At 54.5% G+C, this 24,581-nt stretch carries 26 protein-coding genes; 10 read left to right on the forward strand and 16 right to left on the reverse strand.

Features of this window, described 5'->3' with window-relative positions:
- Positions 1 to 47: 47 nt before the first annotated feature.
- The gene (locus tag KNP75_RS10170) at positions 48 to 251 is read right to left on the reverse strand and encodes a hypothetical protein (protein ID WP_034776722.1); all 204 of its coding nucleotides are present in this window, start codon (positions 249 to 251) and stop codon (positions 48 to 50) included.
- 76 nt (positions 252 to 327) lie between these two features.
- Positions 328 to 1,140 (reverse strand): bacteriochlorophyll 4-vinyl reductase, encoded by an 813-nt coding sequence (locus KNP75_RS10175; protein WP_215190322.1) that lies wholly within the window; start codon positions 1,138 to 1,140, stop codon positions 328 to 330.
- A 286-nt stretch (positions 1,141 to 1,426) separates the two neighbouring features.
- Here KNP75_RS10175 and KNP75_RS10180 point away from each other — a divergent pair, with 286 nt between their 5' ends.
- Entirely contained in the window at positions 1,427 to 2,560 is a 1,134-nt protein-coding gene (locus KNP75_RS10180; protein WP_215190323.1) for an RNA-guided endonuclease TnpB family protein, read from the forward strand.
- A gap of 300 nt (positions 2,561 to 2,860) precedes the next feature.
- On the opposite strand, the gene KNP75_RS10185 is transcribed toward KNP75_RS10180, so the two are convergent.
- The 7 genes from KNP75_RS10185 to zapA all read right to left on the reverse strand — a co-directional run bounded on the left by KNP75_RS10185 (position 2,861) and on the right by zapA (position 9,290).
- On the reverse strand, positions 2,861 to 3,328 hold the full coding sequence (locus KNP75_RS10185) for a hypothetical protein (RefSeq protein ID WP_215190324.1): 468 nt from the start codon (positions 3,326 to 3,328) through the stop codon (positions 2,861 to 2,863).
- Between the two features lie 31 nt (positions 3,329 to 3,359).
- Complete coding sequence (locus KNP75_RS10190; RefSeq protein WP_215190325.1) at positions 3,360 to 3,824, reverse strand: hypothetical protein; 465 nt, start codon at positions 3,822 to 3,824, stop codon at positions 3,360 to 3,362.
- A gap of 141 nt (positions 3,825 to 3,965) precedes the next feature.
- Positions 3,966 to 4,376: a DUF350 domain-containing protein gene (locus KNP75_RS10195; protein ID WP_034776716.1), complete on the reverse strand. Its 411-nt coding sequence runs from the start codon at positions 4,374 to 4,376 to the stop codon at positions 3,966 to 3,968.
- A gap of 13 nt (positions 4,377 to 4,389) precedes the next feature.
- Positions 4,390 to 6,744: an endonuclease MutS2 gene (locus tag KNP75_RS10200; RefSeq protein WP_034776714.1), complete on the reverse strand. Its 2,355-nt coding sequence runs from the start codon at positions 6,742 to 6,744 to the stop codon at positions 4,390 to 4,392.
- Positions 6,745 to 8,460 (reverse strand): DNA polymerase/3'-5' exonuclease PolX, encoded by a 1,716-nt coding sequence (gene polX / locus KNP75_RS10205; RefSeq protein WP_215190419.1) that lies wholly within the window; start codon positions 8,458 to 8,460, stop codon positions 6,745 to 6,747.
- Between the two features lie 63 nt (positions 8,461 to 8,523).
- Positions 8,524 to 9,060 carry a CvpA family protein gene (locus KNP75_RS10210; RefSeq protein ID WP_034776712.1) on the reverse strand — a complete coding sequence of 179 codons (537 nt, stop codon included), beginning with the start codon at positions 9,058 to 9,060 and terminating at the stop codon, positions 8,524 to 8,526.
- An 8-nt stretch (positions 9,061 to 9,068) separates the two neighbouring features.
- The gene (gene zapA / locus KNP75_RS15705) at positions 9,069 to 9,290 is read right to left on the reverse strand and encodes a cell division protein ZapA (protein ID WP_021066785.1); all 222 of its coding nucleotides are present in this window, start codon (positions 9,288 to 9,290) and stop codon (positions 9,069 to 9,071) included.
- A gap of 211 nt (positions 9,291 to 9,501) precedes the next feature.
- Between zapA and KNP75_RS10220 the strand changes: the two genes are divergently transcribed.
- The 3 genes from KNP75_RS10220 to KNP75_RS10230 all read left to right on the forward strand — a co-directional run bounded on the left by KNP75_RS10220 (position 9,502) and on the right by KNP75_RS10230 (position 11,897).
- Complete coding sequence (locus tag KNP75_RS10220; RefSeq protein WP_214797141.1) at positions 9,502 to 10,716, forward strand: dicarboxylate/amino acid:cation symporter; 1,215 nt, start codon at positions 9,502 to 9,504, stop codon at positions 10,714 to 10,716.
- Between the two features lie 86 nt (positions 10,717 to 10,802).
- Positions 10,803 to 11,648, forward strand: a complete 846-nt coding sequence (locus KNP75_RS10225; RefSeq protein ID WP_215190326.1) for a GNAT family N-acetyltransferase — start codon at positions 10,803 to 10,805, stop codon at positions 11,646 to 11,648.
- A gap of 42 nt (positions 11,649 to 11,690) precedes the next feature.
- Positions 11,691 to 11,897, forward strand: a complete 207-nt coding sequence (locus tag KNP75_RS10230) for a hypothetical protein (protein WP_138859809.1) — start codon at positions 11,691 to 11,693, stop codon at positions 11,895 to 11,897.
- Between the two features lie 36 nt (positions 11,898 to 11,933).
- On the opposite strand, the gene KNP75_RS10235 is transcribed toward KNP75_RS10230, so the two are convergent.
- The gene (locus KNP75_RS10235) at positions 11,934 to 13,235 is read right to left on the reverse strand and encodes a murein hydrolase activator EnvC family protein (protein WP_034776701.1); all 1,302 of its coding nucleotides are present in this window, start codon (positions 13,233 to 13,235) and stop codon (positions 11,934 to 11,936) included.
- 290 nt (positions 13,236 to 13,525) lie between these two features.
- Positions 13,526 to 14,047 carry a VanZ family protein gene (locus KNP75_RS10240; protein ID WP_214752461.1) on the reverse strand — a complete coding sequence of 174 codons (522 nt, stop codon included), beginning with the start codon at positions 14,045 to 14,047 and terminating at the stop codon, positions 13,526 to 13,528.
- Between the two features lie 162 nt (positions 14,048 to 14,209).
- Here KNP75_RS10240 and KNP75_RS10245 point away from each other — a divergent pair, with 162 nt between their 5' ends.
- Positions 14,210 to 14,683, forward strand: coding sequence for a glutathione peroxidase (locus KNP75_RS10245; protein WP_029595900.1), 474 nt, complete (start codon positions 14,210 to 14,212; stop codon positions 14,681 to 14,683).
- A gap of 42 nt (positions 14,684 to 14,725) precedes the next feature.
- Here the strand turns inward: KNP75_RS10245 and KNP75_RS10250 are convergent, their stop codons facing one another.
- Together KNP75_RS10250 and KNP75_RS10255 are read right to left on the reverse strand one after the other, a co-directional pair.
- Positions 14,726 to 15,652 (reverse strand): CAP domain-containing protein, encoded by a 927-nt coding sequence (locus KNP75_RS10250; protein ID WP_215190327.1) that lies wholly within the window; start codon positions 15,650 to 15,652, stop codon positions 14,726 to 14,728.
- Positions 15,653 to 15,672: 20 nt separating this feature from the next.
- Entirely contained in the window at positions 15,673 to 16,119 is a 447-nt protein-coding gene (locus tag KNP75_RS10255; protein ID WP_214752457.1) for a MarR family winged helix-turn-helix transcriptional regulator, read from the reverse strand.
- Positions 16,120 to 16,237: 118 nt separating this feature from the next.
- Here KNP75_RS10255 and KNP75_RS10260 point away from each other — a divergent pair, with 118 nt between their 5' ends.
- From KNP75_RS10260 to KNP75_RS10270, 3 genes are all read left to right on the forward strand, one after another.
- The gene (locus tag KNP75_RS10260) at positions 16,238 to 16,651 is read left to right on the forward strand and encodes an organic hydroperoxide resistance protein (RefSeq protein ID WP_021066776.1); all 414 of its coding nucleotides are present in this window, start codon (positions 16,238 to 16,240) and stop codon (positions 16,649 to 16,651) included.
- A 93-nt stretch (positions 16,652 to 16,744) separates the two neighbouring features.
- Positions 16,745 to 17,602, forward strand: coding sequence for a metallophosphoesterase (locus KNP75_RS10265; RefSeq protein ID WP_215190328.1), 858 nt, complete (start codon positions 16,745 to 16,747; stop codon positions 17,600 to 17,602).
- Between the two features lie 107 nt (positions 17,603 to 17,709).
- The gene (locus tag KNP75_RS10270; RefSeq protein WP_034776693.1) at positions 17,710 to 18,849 is read left to right on the forward strand and encodes a zinc-dependent alcohol dehydrogenase; all 1,140 of its coding nucleotides are present in this window, start codon (positions 17,710 to 17,712) and stop codon (positions 18,847 to 18,849) included.
- Positions 18,850 to 18,892: 43 nt separating this feature from the next.
- Here the strand turns inward: KNP75_RS10270 and KNP75_RS10275 are convergent, their stop codons facing one another.
- The 3 genes from KNP75_RS10275 to abc-f form a co-directional block, all read right to left on the reverse strand.
- Positions 18,893 to 19,804 carry a cation diffusion facilitator family transporter gene (locus KNP75_RS10275; protein ID WP_215190329.1) on the reverse strand — a complete coding sequence of 304 codons (912 nt, stop codon included), beginning with the start codon at positions 19,802 to 19,804 and terminating at the stop codon, positions 18,893 to 18,895.
- 115 nt (positions 19,805 to 19,919) lie between these two features.
- The gene (locus KNP75_RS10280) at positions 19,920 to 20,696 is read right to left on the reverse strand and encodes a hypothetical protein (protein WP_034776691.1); all 777 of its coding nucleotides are present in this window, start codon (positions 20,694 to 20,696) and stop codon (positions 19,920 to 19,922) included.
- A 12-nt stretch (positions 20,697 to 20,708) separates the two neighbouring features.
- Positions 20,709 to 22,403 (reverse strand): ribosomal protection-like ABC-F family protein, encoded by a 1,695-nt coding sequence (gene abc-f / locus KNP75_RS10285; RefSeq protein WP_215190330.1) that lies wholly within the window; start codon positions 22,401 to 22,403, stop codon positions 20,709 to 20,711.
- Between the two features lie 364 nt (positions 22,404 to 22,767).
- Here abc-f and KNP75_RS10290 point away from each other — a divergent pair, with 364 nt between their 5' ends.
- A complete protein-coding gene (locus KNP75_RS10290) occupies positions 22,768 to 23,679 on the forward strand; it encodes an MBL fold metallo-hydrolase (protein ID WP_215190331.1) in 912 nt (303 codons plus the stop codon).
- A 63-nt stretch (positions 23,680 to 23,742) separates the two neighbouring features.
- A complete protein-coding gene (locus tag KNP75_RS10295) occupies positions 23,743 to 24,576 on the forward strand; it encodes an aldo/keto reductase (RefSeq protein WP_214752447.1) in 834 nt (277 codons plus the stop codon).
- Positions 24,577 to 24,581 lie beyond the last annotated feature (5 nt).

Below are 24,581 nucleotides of genomic sequence, written 5' to 3' on the forward strand. Positions count from 1 at the left end.
TTAAAATCTGTTTTATACAAAAGTTTATAGGCATTATCCTCCTTAGCTCATTCCACAATCTCAAACGCCTTCACATACACGACATGGTCGAGAAAGATGATCCACTCATCCTCGAACTGAACGAACCCGTCCGTCGCATGACGGAACGACTGATAAATCGATTCGAGCGCCGCATAGCGACTCTCCGCTTCCACCACTTGCGTCAACACCTCATCATTGATCATATGGAATTCAATTTCATACGATTTCATGTCGTCTCCTCCGTTACACTCATGATGTCCTTCTACCGCTCGTCACCGTCTGCCAAACTTATTTTCATCTCCTTGTTTACACGCTCGCTTGCAAAATCCCGAAATCTTTCTCAGTCATGTTCGGAATTTCTTGTTTCATCGCTTTGATACTCGCTACAAGTTCCTCATCAGAGAGATCCATGCTTTCTTCAAGTGCTGTCAGTAGTCTATTCCCCATTTGATGCATGGATGAATACGTGATCCAACCTGAAATCACACCTCCAGCGATAGGAATCACTTTCGAAATCCCTTGCGCGAAAGATTTTCTCGTCATCTTCAATCCGATGTAGCTTCCCATCTTCTTAAGAATCGGATAATAAATGGTCTGCATCATTGCTCGATTCGGAATTTTCTTTAATGCTTGTTTGGATAATTGCGAAGACAACACTTTAATGGTGGCCGTCGCTCCGCCGACACCAAACATGACACCGAGAAACAAAATCAATTCTCCGCTCACTCGATTGACATCTAGGCCATTCTCACTCCAAAAATCTTCATATCCATAGATATAACCAATTTCTTGAGCCACTCGAAGCGCTACACCAAAGAATTGAGCCGTGTCCTCTGGAACAGTGGCCGCTATGACCACCCCACCAGGTAACCCCGCTGCAAACGAAGCCGATGAACTTTTCATCGTTCGATTCAAGATGGTCTTCTTTTCGACTCGTCGAATCAATTTTTTTGAAACGTTTGATTGAACCGGTCCTTTTTCAAGGATGTCTGCTAATTGTCTCGCGGTCACGTGCTTACTAAAACTTTTTGCTAAAAACTCTGTTCGATCTACTTTCACCCCTGGCAATTTCACGACATTAATCACTAACTGTTCGAAAAACTTTGCCCCGTTCAACATGGTCCACACCTCGTCCCTTTTTATAGCCCTCATCATCACTAAAATCCTACTCAGCTACATACTGTTTCCTTTAACTGATTTAGGCGAGAATTCTCCCACCTCTAAGTGTCTCGGGGCACATCCCAGCGTAGGTGGGAGATAAATCGCCGGCTTGCGAACCCTTTGAATGTCCCTGTGAAAAATATAACGAACAAAAGTTCGCGATTCCGTCAGATTTCCTCGCCCCCTCCGCGGGTATCGGAATGGGACGAGCTTCATCCTGGCACCGGGCAAAGGAGGGACGGACATGCTGAAGGGCTACAAATACCGGCTCCACCCGACGGCGGCACAGGCCGAGTTCCTGATCCGGACGATCGGCTGCGCCCGCTTCATCTACAACAAGCTGCTCGAGGACCACATCGCCATCCACGAGGAGGCGAAGGCGGGCGGCGGGGCGAGACGCAAGCCGCCGACACCGGCATCCTACAAGCCGCTGTTCCCGTTCCTGTGTGAGGCGGACAGCCTCGCGCTCGCGAACGCGAAGCTGCACCTCGACACGGCGTTCGCGAAGTTCTTTGCCGGGACCGCCGGCTTCCCGGTGTTCAAGTCGAGACGAAAATCGCGCGCCTCCTACACGACGAACAACCAACGCGGCACGATCCGCATCGAGGAGGACCGCGTACGGCTCCCGAAGGTCGGGTTCATCCGGTTCACACAGCATCGCGGCTTCGACGGGGAAATCCGCTCGGCGACCGTATCGATGACGAAGACGGGCAAGTTCTTCGTGTCGCTCCTCATCGAGCAGGACGACGAGCCATGGGTCCCGGCCGAGCACACGATCGGGATCGACCTCGGGTTGGAACACTTCGCCACCATGACGGACGACACACTTTTCACGGAGAAGATTGCGAACCCGCGCAACCTGAGAAAGGCCGAGGCGCGGCTGAAACGAGCGCAGCGCGCCCTCGCCCGCAAGAAACCGGGCAGCAGGAACCGCGAAAAGGCCAGGCTCATCCTCGCGAAGAAGCACGAGCAGGTCAGGAACCGCCGGCACGACTTCCTCCACAAGCTGTCGCGACGCATCGTCGACGAGAACCAAGTCGTCGTGGTCGAGACGCTCCGAACGAGGGAGATGATGCAGGACCGCCGCCTGGCAAAGTCGATCGGGGACGCCGGGTGGGGCGAGTTCGTCCGGCAACTCGAATATAAATGCAGGTTCTATGGACGGACACTGATCAAAGCCGACCCGTGGTTCGCCTCGACCCAGGTCTGTTCGAGCTGCGGCGAGAACGGCGGCAAGAAGGACCTGCATATCCGCGAGTGGACATGCAGCGCATGCGGCGCACACCACGACCGCGACGTCAACGCGAGCCTCAACCTGCTGCGTCTCGCCGACCGGAACACCTCAGGGCAGGGACTGCCCGACGAGCTTGGCAAATAACCGTGGCTGGTCGAAGCACGGTCTTCCCAAGAAGCTCCCACTTCAGGTTGCGAGCAAGCAAGTGGTGAGTAGTTCACGCTCGTCTAGAGAAACATTTCAGTTTAGATTGATTGCCTTCTTAAGGGTTGATTTCTGTCACCAACTAAAAATCAAAAAACCTCACTACGAATTACGTCACATAGCTGAGTTTAGGGCTGTGCGATGTAATCTGTTAGATTGAGGCTTTTTGAATACGTTGATATAGAGGCTGAAAACGTGTATCACATCTTCTGCATACACGTTTTCATATTATTTAGCCATTCATTTTGGCTCATATCGAAAGTCTGACACGTTTGCGTTTGTTCGCGAGTAGAGCGTATCCATCGAAAATCGGTTAGGGAGACTTATGCTCCCCGCGTACACGTTCTCGATGGTTTGATCGATATACGCGTTTTCCGCCTCTAAATATTCGACAACGAGGTCTTTATACTCATCGGAAGCAGAAACTTCATGCTGCAAGCCCTCCAGTTCGGCTAAATACGTGTCGTTGTCTGCTTGCATGCCCTGCAATTCTTCTACCGCTCCGGGAACGTTGACGTCATCTCTCGGAATGCTCGATAACGTGAGCATCTTGATATGATGGTCGCGCGCTGACGAGATGATGGAAGCGGCATCGAAATGGATGACCGGTCTGTCGTCAATCGTTTCAACCGTTCCCGTGCTTCCGCAAGCGGATAAACCCATCGTTGTTCCTGCGAACAGAGAGACGGATAAGAGTAACTTCTTCATCATCGATTCTCCTTCGCACTTGTTCGATTTTTTAAGAAAGTTCATCTATAGTTTCGACCACAACCCCTGTATCCCCGGCTTTCCCCAAGTCGAGCACGGTCGGGTCTTCGTACGCCAAGACGTGAAACTCTTGTTCAAACGTCCGAATCACATAGTGGGATAGTTCGCCTCGGTACGTGTTGACACGTTCTGTCCCCATGTTCTCTGCGGCGAATCGTGTGAATCGGGACGTCTTCAGTTTCACGATTGGGTAGGCATGGCGTAGCCCTTCTTCATGCATACTATGGTCCTCGATCGTCCCAAGAAACACCGCATATTGCTCAAAACGGATACTGATTCGGTCGCGTTCCGCGTCCCACGTCAGCAACATCGTCGGGTCGCTTGCCCCGAAAAATGTCCATTCGAGTGGATAATTGGTGACACCCTTCATCTGGAACGACTCCGTCTCGAGCACATAGTCTTCCGTAGTCATCAAAAAGTTCAAATCGATTGCCACACTTGTCTCCCCCTTTCAAAAAAAGCGACGTTCGAAAACGTCGCCTTCCCTTAATAAAAGATAAACCACAGTGCCGCTGCCACTAAAAACAGGCCGGCCCCGATGAAGAGAATCTTCGCTAGTCTCTCATATACCATGTTTTCACCTCACCAACGCCGCGCCGACGACGAGCGAGACCCCAATCGAGAGCAGGAACGCCATCAGGCCGACGGCAATGTTCCCTTTCCCGATCTCCTCGTTCACTTTGAGCGACGGCGTCAAAAATTCGAATAACCAATACGTCGTCAAGAGAAGGAAGAAGCCGAAGCTTCCCCCGACCAACACATCCATCGTCTGGTCGTGATGGCTCTCGACGACACGGAAGATGTTGGCGAGACCGACGATTTTCCCGCCGGTCGCAAGTGCAACGGCGATGTTTCCTTTTTGAATCTCGCGCCAATTGCTGTACGGTGTCGTCACCTCGAAGACGGCGAGACCGACGACAATCATGAGTCCGGCGATTGAATACAGGCCGAGCGACTCAAGCAATACGTTCACGTTCACATTCCCCATCCGTCTGTTCCCCTCACTTCAGTTCGACGACCGTGACTCCGAGTCCGCCTTCACCCATCCCACCGGGGCGCTGACTCTTCACGTGACGATGTCCTTTTAGGTACTCTTGTGTCGCCTGTCGCATCGCACCGGTCCCGAGACCATGGATGATACGGACGTTGTCATACCCGGACACGAGCGCCTCGTCGATATATTTGTCGAGGCGGGAAAGCCCTTCTTCGACCCGGACGCCGCGCAAGTCGAGCTCCGACTTCGTCGAGCTCTGACGCTTGAGCGAGCTGCCTTTCGACTGGAGCGACTGCTCTTTCGATGGGCCGATCTTCTGAAGGTCGTCCGCTTTGACGTTCACTTTCATGATCCCGACTTGGACGTTGTACTCGTTGTCGTTCAATTGCTTCACGATATAGCCCTTTTGGTTGAACGTCGTCACTTTCACTTCTTCGCCTTTACTGAACGTACGTTTCTGTTGCGCTTTTTGTTTCACTTTTTGGATCTTTTTCTCTTGGAGCGTCGGTTTCGCCGATTCAAGCTGTTTCTTCGCGGCGATGATCTCGTGCTCTTTGACGATCCCTTCTGCGCGTAGCTTCTTCAAACGGTCGATGACTTCGTTCGCCTGGCGCTTCGCCTGTTCGACGGCCTTCTCGGCACGGGCCTCGGCTTCGCCGTACATCGTGTCGCGCTCGCGCTCGAAATCGGTCAGCTTCGCCTCGAACGCCGCCTGCTCTTCTTCAAGGTCGTGACGTTTGACGATGAGTTCTTTCTCGAGCTGTTCGGCACGTTGCTTGGCCGCCTCGAGCTCATTGATCATCGATTCGACCGATTCGGCGTCGGTGCCGACATGGCTCCGTGCCTTGTCGATGACTTGTTCCGATAAGCCGAGACGTCTACTGATCTCGAACGCGTTCGAACGACCCGGTACGCCAATCAACAGGCGGTACGTCGGGCTGAGTGATTCGATATCAAACTCCATCGAGGCGTTCATGACGCCTTCGCGGTTGTAGGCATACGCCTTCAGTTCCGAGTAGTGCGTCGTCGCCGCCACGCGGGCGCCGCGTCGTTTCACTTCGTCGAGGATGGCGATGGCAAGGGCCGCCCCTTCTTGCGGGTCGGTCCCGGCACCGAGCTCATCGAATAGGACGAGTGACATGAAGTCGATCTTGTCGAGCATGCTGACGATGTTCGTCATGTGCGAGCTGAACGTCGACAAGCTCTGCTCGATCGACTGCTCATCCCCGATATCGGCGTAAATCGCGTCAAAGACGGACAGCTCCGTCCCGAACTCAGCCGGTACATACAGACCTGACTGCACCATCAGTTGGAGCAATCCGAGCGTCTTGAGCGTCACCGTCTTACCACCGGTGTTCGGTCCGGTGATGACGAGCGACGTGAACGCCTCACCGAGCTCGACCGTGATCGGCACGACCTCATCTTGCGGGATGAACGGGTGACGCGCCTGTTTCAATTTGATTTCGCGTTCGTCGTTCAATTTCGGCTCCGTCGCTTTGAGCTGATGGCCGTAGGCGACTTTCGCGAACACGAAGTCGAGCGTGGCGAGCACGTCGAGATTGATTACGACCGAATCGGCGACACCGCCGACGAGGTTCGACAGTTCGCTCAAGATGCGGTCGATCTCGGCGCGCTCTTTCAAGCGGACTTCTTGAATCTCGTTGTTGATCGACACGATTGCCTGCGGCTCGATGAAGAGCGTCTGGCCCGATGCCGATTGATCGTGGACAATCCCGCCGAACGCTTGGCGGTACTCCATCTTGACCGGGACGACGTAACGGTCGTTCCGGATCGTGACGATGGCGTCTGACAGCATCTTCGCGTTGTTGCGGAGGATGTTGTCGATCCGTGAGCGGACGCTGCCTTCAAAGCTACGGAGCTGGGTCCGGAGGCCACGGAGACGGTCGCTCGCCGAGTCTTGGACCGTGCCTTGGTCGTCGATGGCGTGACGGATTGACTGTTCGACCTCGATCAGTTTCGTCAAACGCTCGGCGTATTCGTCGAGGCGCGGGATGCGGAGGTCTTCATTGTCCTCATGAAGCTTCTCGAAGAAGTTCTTCACTTGGCGGCCGCTGTACATGACGGCGGCGACGGCGAGCAGTTCGCTCGTCGACAGGACCGAGCCGATGGCGGCCCGCTTCACTTCACTGCGGACGTCGGTCAGCCCGCCGAGCGGGAGCCGATCCCGGAGACGGACGACCTCGGTCGCCTCCCGGGTGACGTTCAAGTTCGACAATACCCGGTCGTACGTATAGTCGGGCTGCATGTTGAGCGCCCGTTCTTTCCCGAGCGAGCTCGCGGCGTGGGCGGCGAGCTGCTGGCGGAGTTTTTCATATTCTAAAACGCGTAACGCGTGATCCATCTAGCATGTTCCTTTCTGTCGCTTCGCGTCGATGAACGCCTTGGCGTCCTCGAACGAGAGGCAGTTGATGATGTCTGACGGTTCGAGATAGGCTTTCCGGGCGTGCAGGACGCCGAGTGCCATATCTTCCATCATATCAGGGTGGTGTGTGTCGGTGTTGATCATCAGTTTGACGCCGGCCGCCTTCGCTTTCTTCAGCGTCGAGGCCGTCAAATCGAGCCGGTTCGGGTTCGCATTCAACTCGAGCGCCGTCCCCGTCTCTTTGGCGAGGGCAATCAAGCGCTCCTCGTCAATCGGATATCCGTCACGGCGCCCGATGAGGCGACCGGTCGGATGGGCGATGACGTTGACGTACGGCGAGCGGCAGGCGTTCTCGAGCCGGGCCATGATCTCGTCGACGGATTGGTCCATCTTCGAGTGAATCGAGGCGACGACGTAGTCGAGCGTCGCCAAGAACTCAGGCTCATAATCGAGCGTCCCGTCCGGACGGATGTCCATCTCGACACCGCGCAGGACGTGCATGTCGTGTTTCTTCGCGGCAGCGAGAATCTCTTCCCCTTGCGCCTCGAGCCGTTCCTCGGTCAAGCCGTTGACGAACGACATGTATTTGCCGTGGTCGGTGATGGCGATCCACTCATAGCCGCGCGCTTTCATCGCCGCGACGAGCTCGTCGACCGTCAGCTTCCCGTCCGACCAGACCGTGTGCATATGGGCGTCGGCCTTGATGTCGTCAAGCGTCACGAGCTTCGAGATGTCATGCTCGAACTCAAGGTTCCCTGCCCGGAGCTCCGGCGGGATGAACGGCAGACCGTAGCGTTCGAACAGCTCGGCTTCCGTCTCCGGTTGCCAGAGGCCGTCCGCCGTCTCGACGCCATACTCGGAGATCGACTCACCCTTCGCCTTGGCGAGCTGGCGCATGCGGACGTTGTGGTCTTTCGAGCCGGTGAAGTGATGGAGCGTCGCAGCGAAGGCGCCCGGTTCGACCATGCGGAAGTCGACCGACACCATCTCCTCGCGCTCAAGGACGAGCGACACTTTCGTCTCGCCGGCCGCGATGACCTCGTTGATGAACGGGAGGGCGAGCAGCTTGTCGCGGAGGGCGACAGGTTCCTCAGTCGCGATGATGAAGTCGAGGTCTTTACACGTCTCCTCGGCACGGCGGAAACTGCCTCCGACCGAATGGCGCAAGACGAGCGGCTCGGCTTCGAGCACCGTCTCAATCTCTTCGACGACCGGACGCATCATGGCGTACGCCAAACGTTCCGGACGTGACTCGAGGTTCCTTGCGGCCGTGAGCAACTTCTCGACGCTCTTCGCCCCGAATCCCGGCAGGCTCGCGGCCGTGCCGTCCTCTAACACGGTAATGAGTGTCTCGAGGTCGACGACGCCGACTTCACGGAGCTTGGCGAGCTTCTTGCCGCCGAGTCCTTGGATTTTGAGCAGTTTCATGAGACCGTATGGGATCTCTTCTTGGAGTGACTCGAGCACTTCGCTCCGCCCCGTGTCCCGCCACTCTTGCAGGACGGCAGCCGTCCCTTTGCCGATACCGGAGATCGTCGTCAAATCCTCGATGTCTTCGAGTTCGAGCTCCGTGTTCTCGAGCGCCGTCGCGGCTTTCCGGAAGGCGTTGATCTTGAACGGGTTCTCCCCTTTAATCTCCATATATTGCGCGATCTTTTCTAACAGCATCATCGCTTCAACTTTATTCATTGAAATTCCCCCTTTTCCATACAGAAAAGGCCGAGACACAAGCACTAGCTTGCATTCCGGCCTGTCGTGTTACAACATCTTATTCGAGAACCATTCTGAGAGGTATGGCGTGTCTTGAATGATGTACGTCGCGAGCGACGAGTTATCGACCGCACTTTGGACGCTTGCCATCGGCACGAAGGCGATGACCCATAAAATGAAGAACGTGATCACATACGCCTCGAAGAAACCGAGGACGGCACCGATGATGCCTTTCAATTGGCGCAAGATCGGCAAGTCCGTCAAGAAGTCGAGCATCGATAGTATAAGATGCAAGACAAGTTTCGTGATGACGAACAAGACGACGAACCAAAAGACGTTATAAAATGTCATCTCGAGCCCCGTGAGCGCGTTTAAATCGATGACACCTTTCGGAAGCGTTCCATCGAGTTGCGACGGATACGGAATCCAAAGCTTGAACGCTTCGGCGAGATCACGGTAGTATGCATTGGCGACGAGGAAACTGATGATGAGCGCGACCCAATGGCCGAGCTGCAAGATCGCCCCGCGACGGAACCCGTTAACGATTCCGATGAACAAGAAAAACAGTATAAGTAGAGTAACCATAAAGTGATTTATTCTCCCGTATTTCGTTTAGTTTTGACGTGATCGCTCGCGATTTGGATAGCGGCGAGCACCGCTGCCTGACGAGCGTCTAGATGAGGGGACTGTTCACGAATCTCACGGATTTTGCTATCGACCAGAAAGCCCACTTCCCTCACATGATCGGCCGGCTCTTCGCTGACGATCGTATAGTCTTGACCCGCGATATGAATTGTTGTTCGTTGTACCTGCACGCGTCACCCCTCCTTTACGTCTATTCAAAATTAATCATAACATCGTTTGTATATTAGGAAAAGAAGAAGGTCCCTCCCTTTTCCACTCCAACATTTTGTGATACCCTATTTCAAAGTTGTCAAACGTCAATCTTCGTTAAAAAATGAAAGATAGGGTGGCAACACCGCATGAAATGTGCGAAAATAGCAACAATTCAAACATTAAGAGAGGATGATTTATTTGAAATTACGCATTGGCCTTCTAGGTCGCATCATCATCGCTATCGCATTCGGGATTCTACTCGGTAGCATCGTACCAGAAAGCCAGAACTGGATTGTCCGGACGTTCGTCACGTTCAACACGGTCTTTGGACAGTTCCTAGGCTTCGCCATCCCACTCATCATTCTCGCCTTCATCATTCCAGGAATCGGGGAACTTGGAAAAGGCGCTGGGAAATTGGTCGGTTTGACGGCACTGATCGCATACGTATCGACAATCGTCGCCGGGACGCTCGCCTACTTCGCGACGAGCAACCTGTTCCCACAAATTTTGACACGTAACAACGCGTCAGCTGAAAGCCCGGAGGAAGCGCTCTTAAAAGGCTTCATGGAATTCGAGATCCCACCGGTATTCGGCGTTATGACGGCGCTCATTCTCGCATTCGTCATCGGCATCGGGATTGCCGCCATCGAAAGCAAGCGCTCGCTCGACCTAGCCATGGATTTCCGCGATATCATTGAACTACTCATCAGCAAAGTCATTATTCCACTATTACCGATTCACATCGCCGGAATTTTCATGAACATGACGTATGCCGGACAAGTCGCTGAGATTCTCTCGGTGTTCTCGCTCGTCTTCGTCACAATCATCGTCCTACACTTGACGATGCTCTTGATTCAATACTCGATCGCAGGGGGTCTCAACAAAGAGAACCCGCTTCGCCTCTTGAAGACGATGATGCCGGCTTACTTCACGGCCATCGGGACACAGTCATCAGCGGCGACAATCCCGGTCACGCTTCGCCAAGCGAAAGCGAACAACACGGACGAGGGTGTTGCCAACTTCGTCGTCCCGCTCTGTGCGACAATCCACTTGTCAGGGTCGACAATCACGCTCACATCGGTCGGTGTCGCCCTCATGTACTTGAACGGCATGCCGATGTCTTACGCGATCGTGCTTCCGTTCATCCTCGCCCTCGGCGTCACGATGATCGCGGCACCAGGCGTACCAGGTGGAGCCGTTATGGCCTCACTCGGTTTGTTCGGTTCGATCCTCGGGTTCGATGCGACGATGCAAAGTCTCGTCATCGCCCTCTATTTGGCACAAGATAGCTTCGGCACGGCGACGAACGTCACGGGAGACGGGGCCATCGCCAAGATCGTTCACTACTTCAAACGCAACACGAAACTCCTCGACGACGCGAAAGCGCGCGAAGAAATCGCATAATACGCTCCAAAATTTGATAGAATGAGGAAAACGGGCAGGCCACGCGGTTTGCCCGTTTTTCATACATACGAAGAAAGGGTGTTTACATGGAACTGATTCGTTGGAACGACCTATCCGGATTTGAAGAACGTGTCATGCCCCACCTGCTCGAACATGAGGCCGAGAACAGCTTGATGATTGGCGTGCTCGATGCCATCAAGCAAGGCCGATACGAGTCGTATTTTCAACTGACCGTCGAAGATGACGGTGATGTGCTCGCGATCCTGCAAGTGACGCCGCCCCATCCGCTCAACTATGTGCTCGTGAAGCCTGAGCGAGAGGATGACGTCCTTCGTCTGCTCGTGCCTGAACTATTAAATGGTGATATCCCATTCACCGAGGTCGTCTCGCAAGCTGATCTTGCGATGAATTTCTACACGCTCTGGTACATCCTGACGGCACGAGAGCCGAAAGTCTTCATGGAGCAAGGTCTGTATCGTCTTGATCACGTCAACGACATCCCGCTGTCGGAAGGGTCGATGCGACGGGCGACCGAGGACGATGAGACGTTCCTCGTAAAGGCGTACAGCGCGTTTGAAAAGGAGACCCGTTTGCCGGTCTCGTCGAAGGCAGACGCAACACGAAAGATTGCGACGATGCTCGAGAATCAAGAAGTGTACGTCTGGGAAGTCGACGGCAAGGTCGTTTCCTGCGCGAAGAAATCGCGTGAGACCGCTAACGGCGTCACCGTCTCGTTCGTCTACACACCGAAAGCGCTGCGCAAGCGCGGCTATGCCCGTTCGCTCGTCGCCGAGCTGAGCCGAGAGCTCTTGACGTCGAAACAATATTGTACGCTCTATACAGATTTGAGCAACCCGACATCGAACAAGATTTACAAAGAAGTCGGCTATCAAAAAATCTTCACTTCAGCGTGGATTCGATTGCCTAGCTGATTCGTGTCGCCTCCCCTATACTGTAGGTGGAGGCGATTTTTGATGAACAGACTATTCGGTTGGTGGCTCCGCATCCCACGCCGGATCCGGATGACCGTCTTGACGCTCGCCACGCTCGCGGTGCTCGGCTATATGGTCTTCCTCGGCGGGAGGAGCATGCTCGACGACCCGAACTGGGACACGCTCTGGCTGAGCGTGATTGGCGCCGCCCTTTTGACCTTTATCACGTACAAGGCAACAAAAAAGTGATCGACGCGTTCGTCGATCACTTTTTGTATAGGCTTATTAGAAGAATGAAGCTGGGTTGACTGTGTTGCCCGCGCTCGAAGATGAGTACGAGTAACCGCCACGGTGAATCTCGAAGTGCAAGTGTGAGCCAGTCGAGTTCCCAGTGCTACCCATGCCGCCGATGTGTTGACCTTGTGTCACGCGTTGGCCGGCTGATACCGATACCGAGCTCATGTGCGCGTATACAGTCGTCCATACTTGACCGTTCAAGACGTGTGTGATGATGACGTGGTTCCCGTAGGCGCCGCCCCATCCAGCACGTGTGACCGTACCTGTTTGTGCTGCGTTAATCGGTGTGCCGACTGCCGCCGCGATATCAAGACCGTTGTGGAACGTGTAGCCGTTCGCGCCGCTTGCTGCGCCCCAACCTTGTGAGAGACGACCGCTTGCCGGACGTTGGAACATGCCGCCGCTTGCTGGTACTGAAGCTGCTGCCGATGCTGTCGGCGTGCTGACTGCGCTCGCAGCAGAGTTCGAGCTCTGTTGTTTCTTCGCTGCCGCTGCTGCCGCTGCCGCACGTTTGGCTTCTTCGGCCGCACGACGTTGTGCTTCCATTTCAGCTTTGATGGCTTTTTCTTGTGACTTGAGTGTTGACTCCATTTCTTGGAGACTCACCAATTTCGATTCGAACTTCACTTTTTCAGCGTTGAGTTTCTTGATCTTCGCTGCGCGCTCTTTCATTTTCTTGTTGAGCGTCTTTTGACGTTGTTCGAGTTCTTCTTTTTGTTTCACGAGAGCGTCGCGCTCGGCTTTCAATTCAGCTTGCGCTTTCGCCAATTTCTCTTTTGTCGCTTGGTACTCTTCGAAGATCTGCTTGTCGTTCTCTTGGATCGTACCAGCTGTGATCATGCGTGTGAGCAAGTCACCGAAGTCTTTCGAACCGAAGATGAACTCTGCCCAGTCGATCGAGCCGCCGCCATTTTTTTGCATTGTGGCCATGCGCTCTTTCATGAGCTCTTCTTGCGCCTTCATCTTCGCTTCATATTGTTTGATTTGTTTTTGAAGGGCTGCGATTTTTTGTTGTGTCGCACGAATCTCAGCTTTCTTTTGCGCGACGTCGTTGATGACGTCTTGGAGTTCAGCATCTAACTTGTTGATTTCTTGCTGCTCTTTGCTGATTGCCTGTTCACGTTTTTGGATCGAGGCGTTCGCTTTGCTCTGTTCACTGCTATTCTTTTGTTGTTGCTGCTGCACCTTTTTCTGTTTGTCTGTAAGTGACGCTGCATAGCCAGGTGTCGTGCCGCTAATGAGAAGAGCTCCTAAAGTGACGGTTGCTGCAAGTTTCTTCAAGTTAACCAATGTGCTTCCCTCCGCTGAGTTCTGTGAATTTCTATATAAAATAGATCGAATAATTTATAAGTTAAAACGCGAATTCCTGTATCGCTCTGAGACTCATTATAGCAATCTAAACCTAAAGTTATTTTACACTTATATTTCATTCGCATTACATTGACCTGTTTTAGGTTTTATACGTTTAAAAATGGGGGTATAAAGGGATTTCTCATTTCCCCATGTCACAAAAACGTTATAAATAAAAAAGAAAAGCACTTCTTGAAAGCGCTTTTCAAATAACTACCTATATGATTTTTTTACCACCTTGGGGAGACATACCCCGATCGCGACCGGTTCGTTCGGCCGTGTTTCCACAAATAATAACCGCCAACGAGAAGGACGCCACAGGCTGCCCCGAAACTGTCGAGCAGGATATCCTGAATGAGCGGCGTCCGCTCAGGCGTCAGGCTTTGATGGAACTCATCAAAGATGGCGACCGTATTCGCGAGCGTCCAGGCAAACAAGATCGTCAGACCGGCATGGAGTCTTGTCCGCGACACGGCTTTGACGAGAAGTGCCCCGAGAGCGAAGAAGACGGTGAAGTGCGCCGCTTTCCGAATCAAGAACTCAATCAAGCCGACGCTCCCTTTCGCCTCGAGCGATACTGGTCCTCCGGCGTACTCGAAGTCGACGGTCGAGAGTACCGGTTCGGCCCACGTCCAATCGATGCGTTCGAGCGGTGAGACGATGCTCTGGTCCGAGTATGGGGTCGCGCTCGAGAAGAATAAGCCAATCAGGATCAAACTGATCCATATAAATTCATTTTTCAGTATGTACATAACACCGTTCCTTTCTACAACGAGTCTCATTATACGCCGTCCATCATGTTTCATTGTAACAACGACTTCATCATTTCATGACAATTTGATTGCGAACAACCGGTTCAAAGTCGTGTCTTGAAATCCCGATTGGTATAATGAAAACAAAAAGGGGGAATCAACATGATCTATCAATATGAAGCAGCCGACATGAGCGGCAAGCTCCAACCGCTATCGAAATACGAGGGGGACGTCCTGTTGATCGTCAACACGGCGAGCAAGTGCGGCTTCACACCACAGCTCGACGGGCTCGAGAAATTATATGAACGTTACCAAGGGCAAGGGTTCCATATCCTCGGCTTCCCATGCAACCAGTTCGGCAATCAAGACCCGGGCTCGAACGAGGAAATCAGCGAGTTCTGTCAATTGAACTACGGCGTGACGTTCCCGATGTTCGCCAAAGTCGACGTGAACGGGAAAGACGCCCACCCGCTCTTCCAATACTTATCAAAAGAAGCACCGGGCCTGCTCGGCTCGAAGACGATCAAGTGGAACTTCACGAAGTTCCTCGTCGACCGGAACGGCAACGTCATCGAACGGTTCTCGCCGCAAACGACACCGGACGAAATCGAGACGGCGGTCAAACGCCTGTTATAAGGAAAAGGATGGTCCACCGAAATCCGGCGGGCCATCCTTTTTTTAGCGTGGGGTGATGAAGTTGATCGTGTAGAACGGACTTGATTCTTCATTATAGACGAGGCCGACCGACACGTGCGTGAAGCCATCTTTCAAAATGTTCTCCCGGTGGCCGAGCGAATTCATGAGTCCCCAGTGGGCGTGGAAGACGCTCATCTGCCCCATCGCCAAGTTCTCTCCGGCGAGGGAGTAGGCGATGCCGGCCTCATTCATCCGCTCGAACGGGTCGCGGCCCTCGGGATCGGTATGGCTGAAGAAGTTGTTGCGGGCCATGTTCTCACTATGGGCGCGCACGACCGGGAGCAGCGGTTCGTAGTCAGCGAGCGCCGACAATCCGAACTTCTGACGGTCCCAGTTCATGAGCATCCGCATCAATTGTTCGTTCGCGACGAGATTGTCTTCCGACACGTCGCCGTAATAGCCGTCACTCGACTCCTCGACGTCCCGGTCGACAGTGAGCACGGCCTTTAGCTTGTCCTCATCGTGCTGATCGAAGAACAGCGTCACATAGTCATCATCAATCGCATAGACGTTGAATGACGGGTCGTCCGGGATCAAATAGCGTTTGAGTCCCTTATTATACGACTTGACCTCATCGAAACCGATTTGCTCGACTTGTTGCCGTGTCGTCTCACCCACGACGAGTCCTTCATAGACGCTCCCCGTCTCGAACTGGTAATGGCCTTTCTTCGAACCGTCGTCATCGATCAACTCGAGGCTCCGGTCCCCGCCCTTCTCGAGCAAGTACCAGTCATGCCCGGCATATTGGCTCGTGAAGCGCGGCGCGTCGGTCGCACGTTCCTGTTGTTCTTCCGCCACTTCCGTCGACTTCACTTGAACGCTCGTCGGCGCCGACACGTTCGGCACTTCATACTTCCAGGCCGCATACATGCCGATCGCGAGCAATAGAATCACTAGTTTACGAAACATCGCGTCTCCTTTCGAAAAAACTACTCCTGTCGCTCACCGAAGTCACGCAGTCGTGTCTTGATATCGATGAGCATCTCCATATAAGCGACGTACGTCGCTTCATCTATATTCAGCATACCACTCACTTTGACCGGTACGTCTTCGGCCTGCTCACGCAGTGCGCTGCCGGACGGCGTGAGGGATAAGAGGACGCGACGCTCGTCGTCGGTCGCCCGGACTTTCTCCACGTAATCGAGCTGAATCAAACGTTTCACGAGCGGCGACAGCGTGCCCGAGTCGAGCGTCAGTCGGTCGCCGAGTTGTTTCATGTCGATATTGTCTTCTTCCCACAAGACGAGCATGACCAAGTACTGGCTATACGTCAGCTTGAGTGGCGCGAGAATCGGCCGATACAGGCGCGTCAATTCTTTCGAGGCGGTATAGAGCTGAAAACAAATCTGATGCTCTAATGTTAACGAACTTTTCATGTCATTTCCTCCGGCTATAGTCTTAGGACAAGCATATCACTTGCTTATCTGTTTGACTGCCCTATAATTAGATTGTGCACAACTTAATTGCCTAAAAACGAAATGGAGGAATTGAATCATGAAACCATTATTCACAGCTTCAGCAACTGCAATCGGTGGCCGCGAAGGTCGCGTTACATCGACGGACGGCGTCATCGACTTAAACGTCTCAATGCCTGGCTCAAAACACGCGGATGAAGCGACGAACCCGGAGCAACTCTTCGCAGCGGGTTACGCGGCATGTTTCGGTAGCGCCTTGAACCTCGTTATCGGCAAAGAACGTATTAAAACAGATGGCACGAACGTCACAGGACACGTGACGCTCAACCAAGACGATGAAGGCTTCTTCATCTCGGTCGAACTCGAAGTCGAGATCAAAGGTGTGGATCAAGCGACGGCGGAACGTCTCGTCGAAGCGGCACACCAAGTTTGCCCGTACTCGAAAGCGACACGCGGCAACGTCGACGTCAAGTTGACTGCCAAAGCAGCATAATTCGATGGCCCGCTTCCGAGCGGGCTTTTTTTTGCGTCTCCCTACTCTACGGAGTAGAATGAAGGAACGATAGACAAGGAGAGGAGGCGGATGATGTTCAAAGGAAAACGAAAATTTGTGACGTTCGGCCTCGGGGTCGCATTTCTTCTCGCCGCCTTCTATAACGGCCTGACCGTCCGCAATTATGCGGTCGAGTCGGACAAGCTCGAGGCAGGACAATCGTTCCGAGTCGTCCTGCTGTCGGACTTACACGGCTACTCGTACGGGGACGACCAGCGCGTCTTGATCGATAAAGTACGAGACCAAGCACCGGATTTGATCGCCCTGCCCGGTGATATCCTCGACCGCTTCCGCTCCCCCGACGCCTCGTTCGAATTGATCGAGGGGCTACAAGGGATCGCGCCGATGTATTTCGTGACCGGCAATCATGAGATCGACGGCTCGGACGATTTCGTCCGCCACGACGTCAAGGACGTATTTCGCTCCTATGGTGTGACCGTGCTCGAGAACGAGACCGCGTCAATCAATGTCAACGGCGTCGACGTCCTCGTCGGCGGACTCGAGGACCCATTGCGGACGTATACGGAAAACATCCACGGCAGCTGGGAAGAGACGGCATTGACCTCACTCGGTGATGTCGACACGGAGACGGCGTTCAGTCTGCTCTTGTCACATCGGGCCGAGCAGGTCGAGACGTACGCCGCCTTACCGTTTGACCTCGTACTCTCAGGCCATGCCCACGGCGGACAGGTTCGAATTCCCTATTTATTGAACGGGCTGTACGCGCCGGACCAAGGCTTCTTCCCGAAGTATGCCGGCGGTCTATATGAGCACGAGACGTTCACCCACGTCATCGGTCGCGGCTTCAACTACAGCGTCAGCGTACCGCGCGTGTTCAATCCACCAGAGATCGTCGTCATCGACGTCGCTGGGACCGGGGCTCCTCAGTGAGCCCCTTTTCCTATTTTCCCCAAAAATCGGATTCGCATGCACCTCGTGCGGGTACAGTATCCATGTTGTGACTTACCTGTTTTTTGAAAAAAGGAGGAAGTGGACATATGCGTGCTGTTACCTATCAAGGAACGAAGAACATTGAGGTCAAGGATGTGAAAGACCCGGAGATCGAGAATCGGGAAGAGATTATTGTCAAGATCACATCGACGGCCATCTGCGGGTCGGACCTGCACATCTATCAGGGCAACATGCCGACCCGACACGGATTCATCATCGGGCACGAACCGATGGGCATCGTCGAAGAAGTCGGACCGGACGTGACAAAGGTCAAAAAAGGCGACCGCGTCGTCTTGCCGTTCAACGTCTCGTGCGGCCATTGCTTCTATTGTGAGAACGACATGGAGAGCCAGTGCGACAACTCGAACCATGCCCCGCACACCGACGCCGGCGGGTTGTTCGGTTACACCGAGCAGTTCGGGAACCATCCCGGCGGTCAAGCCGAGTACTTAAAAGTACCGTATGGAAACTTCATGCCGCTCGTCATCCCGGAGTCGTGCGAGCTCGATGACGAGGCGCTCCTGTTCTTATCGGACGTCATCCCGACGGCGTGGTGGAGTCTAGACAACGCGGGTATGAAGGCTGGCGACACGGTCGTCGTCCTCGGTTCGGGGCCGGTCGGTCTGATGACGCAAAAGCTCGCCTGGGTGCGCGGCGCCAAACGTGTCATCGCCGTCGACCCCGAAATCTATCGTTTGAATCGGGCCAAGCTGTCGAACAACGTCGAGACCGTCCTGTTGAAAGACCCGGTCGAAACCGGCAAATACATCCGCGAGATCACGGGTGGCGGCGCCGATATCGTCGTCGACTGTGTCGGGATTGACGGGAAGAAATCACCGATCGAGAAAGTCGAGCAGAAACTCATGGTCCAAGGTGGCACGCTCAGCGCCATCAAAGTCGCCAAGGAAGCCGTCCGTAAGTTCGGTATCGTCCAATTGACCGGCGTCTATCCGATGAACTACAACCAGTTCCCGATGGGCGACTTCTTCACACGCAACGTCACATTGAAGACCGGACAAGCCCCGGTCATCCACTATATGCCCGAGCTGTTCCAAATGATCGTCGACAAGAAGTTCGACCCGACCGACATCATCACGCACCGCTTGCCGCTCGAACAAGCGGCCGACGCCTACAAAATCTTTAATGATCATCTCGACGACTGCGTCAAAGTCGTCTTGAAACCATAACGAACAAGCGGTCCCTGACATCTGTCAGGGACCGCTTCTTCATTTACCAGATCGTCCGTTCTTCGCAACATTGCGCTTCCCGTTCGATTTGAACGGTCGAACGCTCGAACGTGGCAAACTGACGGATTCGTTTTGTCACCTCACGCAAGACGCGCTGGTCGTCCGTGTCCGCCTCGATCAAGACGTGGCACGTGACGGCGAATTCGTTCGATGAGATTGACCAGACATGTAAGTCATGGACTTCTTTGACGCCATCGACGCCACCGAGCTCACGTTGCATCGCCACGACGTCGATTTGGTCGGGTGTCCCTTCCATCAAAATATGGATCGCCTCCCTCGTCACGCGGTAGCCGCTCAATAAAATCAGGACAGCGACGAATAGACTCGCGATCGGGTCGGCAAGCGTCCAACCGAACGCCATGATCAACACGGCCGCCGTGATGGCACCGACCGAGCCGAGCAAATCGCCGAACACGTGCAACAGTGCACTGCGGACGTTCAAGTTGTCACGTTCCCCCCGCATGAGCAGCCAGGCCGCGAGTACGTTGACGAGCAGCCCGATGATGGCGACCGTGAGCATGCCCCCGCTCAAAATCTCAGGTGGGGCGAACAAGCGCTGATACGCCTCGATGATAATGTAGATGGATATGACGAGCAGCGTCAATCCGTTGACGAATGCCGCCAAAATCTCGAACCGTCGATAGCCGAACGTGCGCTCCGGCGTCGCCTGCCGTGCCCCGAACCGCACGGCGAGAAAACTGAGACCGAGCGCGGCTGCGTCACTGAGCATGTGGCCCGCATCCGACAAGAGCGCCAAACTGTTCGTCCATAATCCGCCGATGACCTCGACGACCATAAACGTCGCAATCAGGACGAACGACCAGAATAACGCCCGTTGGTTCGTCGTATGGTGATGATGGTGGTCATGTCCGTGGTGATCGTGATGTGCACCCATACCATCCCCTCCTCTCCCTTTCATTCTATACCTTTCTCCTTTAACATTCAAACGTACGTTTGAATGAATACATAAAAAACAATCGTCGAAAGGGATGTCCTCTCGACGATCGTCATTATTTTTGTTCGAGCCGGACCCGCATGACCCCGTCATATGGGAACAACTTCAATTGTCGCGTCTCGCCCTCATACCAACTGCCGGCGCTTTGACTGCTCGTCGCCGTCATATCAGGCGTCGCGACCGCTTGGCGGTCCCAGTCGATCGCCTTCACCTGCTGGTCACGCACCATCAAGAAGAAACCGTCATAGAAATGATATTCGTTCACTTGGTCACGCTGGACGGCTTTCGGGGCACCGAGCGTGGCGCGGACGCTCGAGATATCTTGTCCGAGCCATTCAAGCGTCGCCGGGTCGGCCGTAGGGACGACCGTTTTCCAGGCCGCGGTCACATCTTCGTCCGAGACACTCGTCGCTTCTTTCGTCACTTGCGCTTCCGTCACCCAACCGATCGTCCGCTCGTTCAATTGGAGCTTGACGAAACCACTGACGGCCTCGAGTTGTTCGAAACGGTCGCCGAGGTCGGCCTCATAGATGACCGTCACCCGGTCATCGGCGAACACTTTCGTATACGGCGCCGCGATATAGACGAACACCCCGTCGGTCTCGTCAGCCTCTGCTTCCGCCTCGGTCTCCTCTGTCGCTTCCGTCTCACTGTTGACCGATTCGGTCGCGATGTCGTCCGTCTCCGGCAACGCCGACTTCTTCGAGTCCATGAGCGCCGCGAAAGCGATGACTCCGATGAGCGAGGCGATCAACAACACCACCGTCGCTGATTGCCAAAACCGTTTCCGTTTCCGTGACGCTGCCCGTGATACCCGTACTTCTTCTTTCATGTTCTTCCACCCCTATTTGTTTCGTCCCTTCTCCGATTCGGCAAGAGGGATCCCGTTTCCTGCCTCGTCGAAGAAAATTTGCGGCTCGCTCGTCAGCGTCTCGAGCGTCCGCAGCGTCGCGCCGACGTCGACCGGAGGTTTTGTATCACCCGACTCAAGGACGCGCACCGTCTTTCCGAGCTCGATCGTCCGGTCCGTCAATCGATGAAACGTCCGGTCGTGCGAGATAAGGATCAACCCGCCCCGATATACGTCGAGTGCGGCTTCGATTTGCGCCCGTGTCGCCACATCCAAATAGTTCGTCGGCTCATCGAGCGCGAGCACATCCGCATCCGAGAAGTAGAGGATGAGGAAGGCGATGCGGCACTTCTCCCCCATGCTCGCGTCACGGATCGGCTTATACACCTCATCGCGGCGGAATAAGAAGTGCGCCAAAAGCGTCCGTGCCTCCGTCTCTGTGATGTCACTCTCGGCGAGGAGTGCGTCGAGCAACGTCCCTCCCTTCGGCAATCGTGCGAGCGTCTGCGAGAAATAGCCAACCTTCAGTTTCGGGTGACGCTTGATGTCCCCTGCCTCCGGTGCGAGTTCGCCGATCAATAGTTTCAAAAGCGTCGTCTTCCCACTTCCGTTCGGACCGACGATGGAGATGCGGTCACCCCGGTTCACCGTGAACGAGAGGTGCTCAAAGAGGGGTTCCTCGTAACCGAACGAGACGTCGTCGACCGTGATCCACGTCTTCGCCTCGAGCGGGTCGGCTTGGAAACGGACGGAGACGTGGGCCGCATCTTTCGGTCGATCGGGCCGAGAACCTTCGAGTTGCTCGAGCTTACGTTCCCTTGCTTTCATTTTGACGGCGAGGTTCGCCGCGCCTTTTTGCGCGCCGGGACTCCGCACGCTCGCCGTCGCTTTCGCTTTCAAATGCCACCCCTTATATTGGGCGATCATATCGAGCAGTTCCGACTTCCGCGCTACGTAGCGGGCATGGGCCCGCTCATCGCGTACCCGTTCCTCGGCCTTCTGGTGTTTATAGGCCGTGTAGTTGCCAGGATAGCGGACGACTTTCCCTTCGTCTAATTCAAGGATGACCGTCGCGACATCGTCGATGAACTGGCGGTCGTGGGAGATGGCGAGCACCGTACCCGGAAACTCGTTCACCCAGCGCGTCAGCCACTCGATTGAGTCGACATCGAGATGGTTCGTCGGCTCGTCTAAGAGGACGATATCGACGTGTTGCATCGTGAGCCGAGCAAGTTGGGCCCGTGTCTGTTCACCGCCGCTCAACTCTCGGAGCCGGATCGAGTCCTGTGCGTCGAGACCGAGCCGTTTGAGCGCTTGTCTCGCCTCAAGCTCGAGTCCGAAGGCGTCAGTTGCGAGCGCCTCGTCGTATGCTTCAAGCACGCGCGCCGTGTCACCTGATGTGACATCCATGTAGAGCGGATAGCGCTGCGGGTCGCCTTGCATGACGTAGTCCAGCGCAGTCTCTTCTCCATCAAACACCGTCTGTTCGACGACACCGACCGAACCTAAGACGTCGATTGCACCTGCCTGTGGGGTCAGCTCGCCGATAAGCAGCTTGAACAGCGTCGTCTTGCCGGACCCGTTCTGTCCGAATAAGATGGCCCGTTCTGCTGCCGCCACGTCGAACGAGACGTTGTTGAATAATGGTTGCCGGTCGTGGTCGAACCGGACTTGTTGGATTGATAACATATTGTTTCACCTCGCTAATTGTTCGGATACGCGATGAAACAAAAAACACCATCCGCTCAAAAGCGATGGTGTGAAGAGCTCCGGTCAAGCGGAAAGAAGGGTTACCCCCGTCGCCTGAAATTGGACACACTTCACCCGTGACTGTTCGTGCGAACAGTGATGATTCGTTTCATCAGTTGAGGGCGTGTGACTTTTTCATGGCAACGGGTACCTTCCTTTCCTAAGTTATTGCAACCGTACCAAATTGAAAGCGGATTCGCAAGGGGTGCCCCACAATCTCCCATTTTTTCTACACCTTCCGGCGGATGCAAGCGCGTCACGCGAGCGGTATGATTAAACCAACTAAGATGATGAGGTGACTGACATGAAATTACGAAACCTACTCGTCCCGAGCGCTGTCCTAGCGAGCGTCGGTACGTTCTTATATACACGATTCAAACAAAGACTGCCTCGCCCCGCCTTCAAAGTCCCGACGGTCAAGCCGGACCTCGCCTCGTTCGATGAGACGATGGTCGGCGCCACCTGGGTCGGTCATTCGACCGTGCTCATCCATTGGTACGGATTAAAGATTTTGACCGATCCGGTGTTCTCGAACCGGATTGGGGTCCACGTCGGCCCGGTCACGTTCGGGATGAAACGCCATACCGCCCCCGCCCTCTCGATCGAGGAGATCGGGCACGTCGACGTCATCTTGCTCAGTCACGCCCATATGGACCACTTCGACCATAAGAGCCTGAAGCGGCTCATCACCCGCGATACGGTCGTCATCTCGGCCCCGGGCACGAGCAAACTGTTACGTAAATATCCGAGCTTACAGACGCTCGAGATGCACCCACACGACAAATTGATGCTCGCGAACGGGCTCCACGTCCAAGCGATCCCTGTCGCCCACTGGGGCAATCGTTTCCCATGGGACAAACATATGGGCTATAACGGCTACGTCTTGAAATATAAAGGCGTTCGCATGCTGTTCGCCGGGGATACGGCGTACACCGAATCGTTCAACGGGCTCGCGAACAAAGAGCCGATCGACCTCGCCTTTTTTCCGATCGGTGCCTATCAACCCGAGTCGTTCGAGGAAGCGCATTGCACCCCGGAGCAGGCATGGACGATGTTCAAACAGAGCGGCGCGAAACGCTTCTTCCCGATGCATTGGGACACGTTCGTCTTATCCTACGAACCCGTCGAGGAGCCGTATGAGCGACTCGTCGCCGCGGCAAAGCTTGAACGTGATCAAATCGTGATCAAGGCGCACGGCGAAAGCATTCGGCTGTAGCTTTCGCTTTCACTTCCGGACGATTTTCGGTAACGTAAGAGGTGAGAGGGAGGGAATCAATTTATGGAATGGACAACACTCAACAATGATGTGAAACTGCCGATGCTCGGACTCGGCGTGTACAAAGTGGAAGACGGTGCGGTCACGGTCGACACGGTCAAAGCGGCGCTTGATGCCGGCTATCGGTTAATCGACACGGCGGCCATCTATCAAAATGAGGAGAGCGTCGGCCAAGCGATTCGCGAGTCAAGCGTCCCGCGGGAAGACATCTTCGTGACGACGAAACTGTGGAACGAGTTCCACGGCTATGACGAGGCACTCCAAGCGTTCCAAGATAGCCTCGACCGGCTCGGGCTCGAATATGTCGACTTGTTCTTGATTCACTGGCCGATGCCGCGCTTCGGCAAGTTCGTCGAGACGTATAAAGCGCTCGAACAGTTGTATGAGGAAGGCAAGGTTCGGGCCATCGGGGTCTCGAACTTTGAGATCAGCCACCTCGAACAGATCATCCAGTCGTGCTCGATCGTCCCGGCGGTGAACCAAGTCGAGATCCACCCATACTTGTCCCAAAAAGAGTTGATTGCGTTCTGCCAGCGGTACGATATTCAAATCCAGGCGTGGAGCCCGCTCATGAAAGGGCGTGAGGCGCTCGAGGATCCGGTCATCACCGAGATCGCTGATAAGTACGGGAAGTCGCCGGCTCAAGTCATCTTGCGTTGGCACTTGCAGAACGGCGTCGCCGTCATTCCGAAATCGGTCACGCCGAGCCGGATTCGCGAGAATATAGAGGTATTCGACTTCACGTTGACGAAAGAAGAGATGCACGCGATCGACGGACTCAACCGCGACGAGCGGACCGGGTCTGACCCGAACGAGATGCACAAAATCCACTACTGAGGAGA

This window comes from Exiguobacterium sp. s6 (genome assembly GCF_018618155.1).
Taxonomy (GTDB): Bacteria; Bacillota; Bacilli; order Exiguobacteriales; family Exiguobacteriaceae; genus Exiguobacterium; species Exiguobacterium mexicanum_A.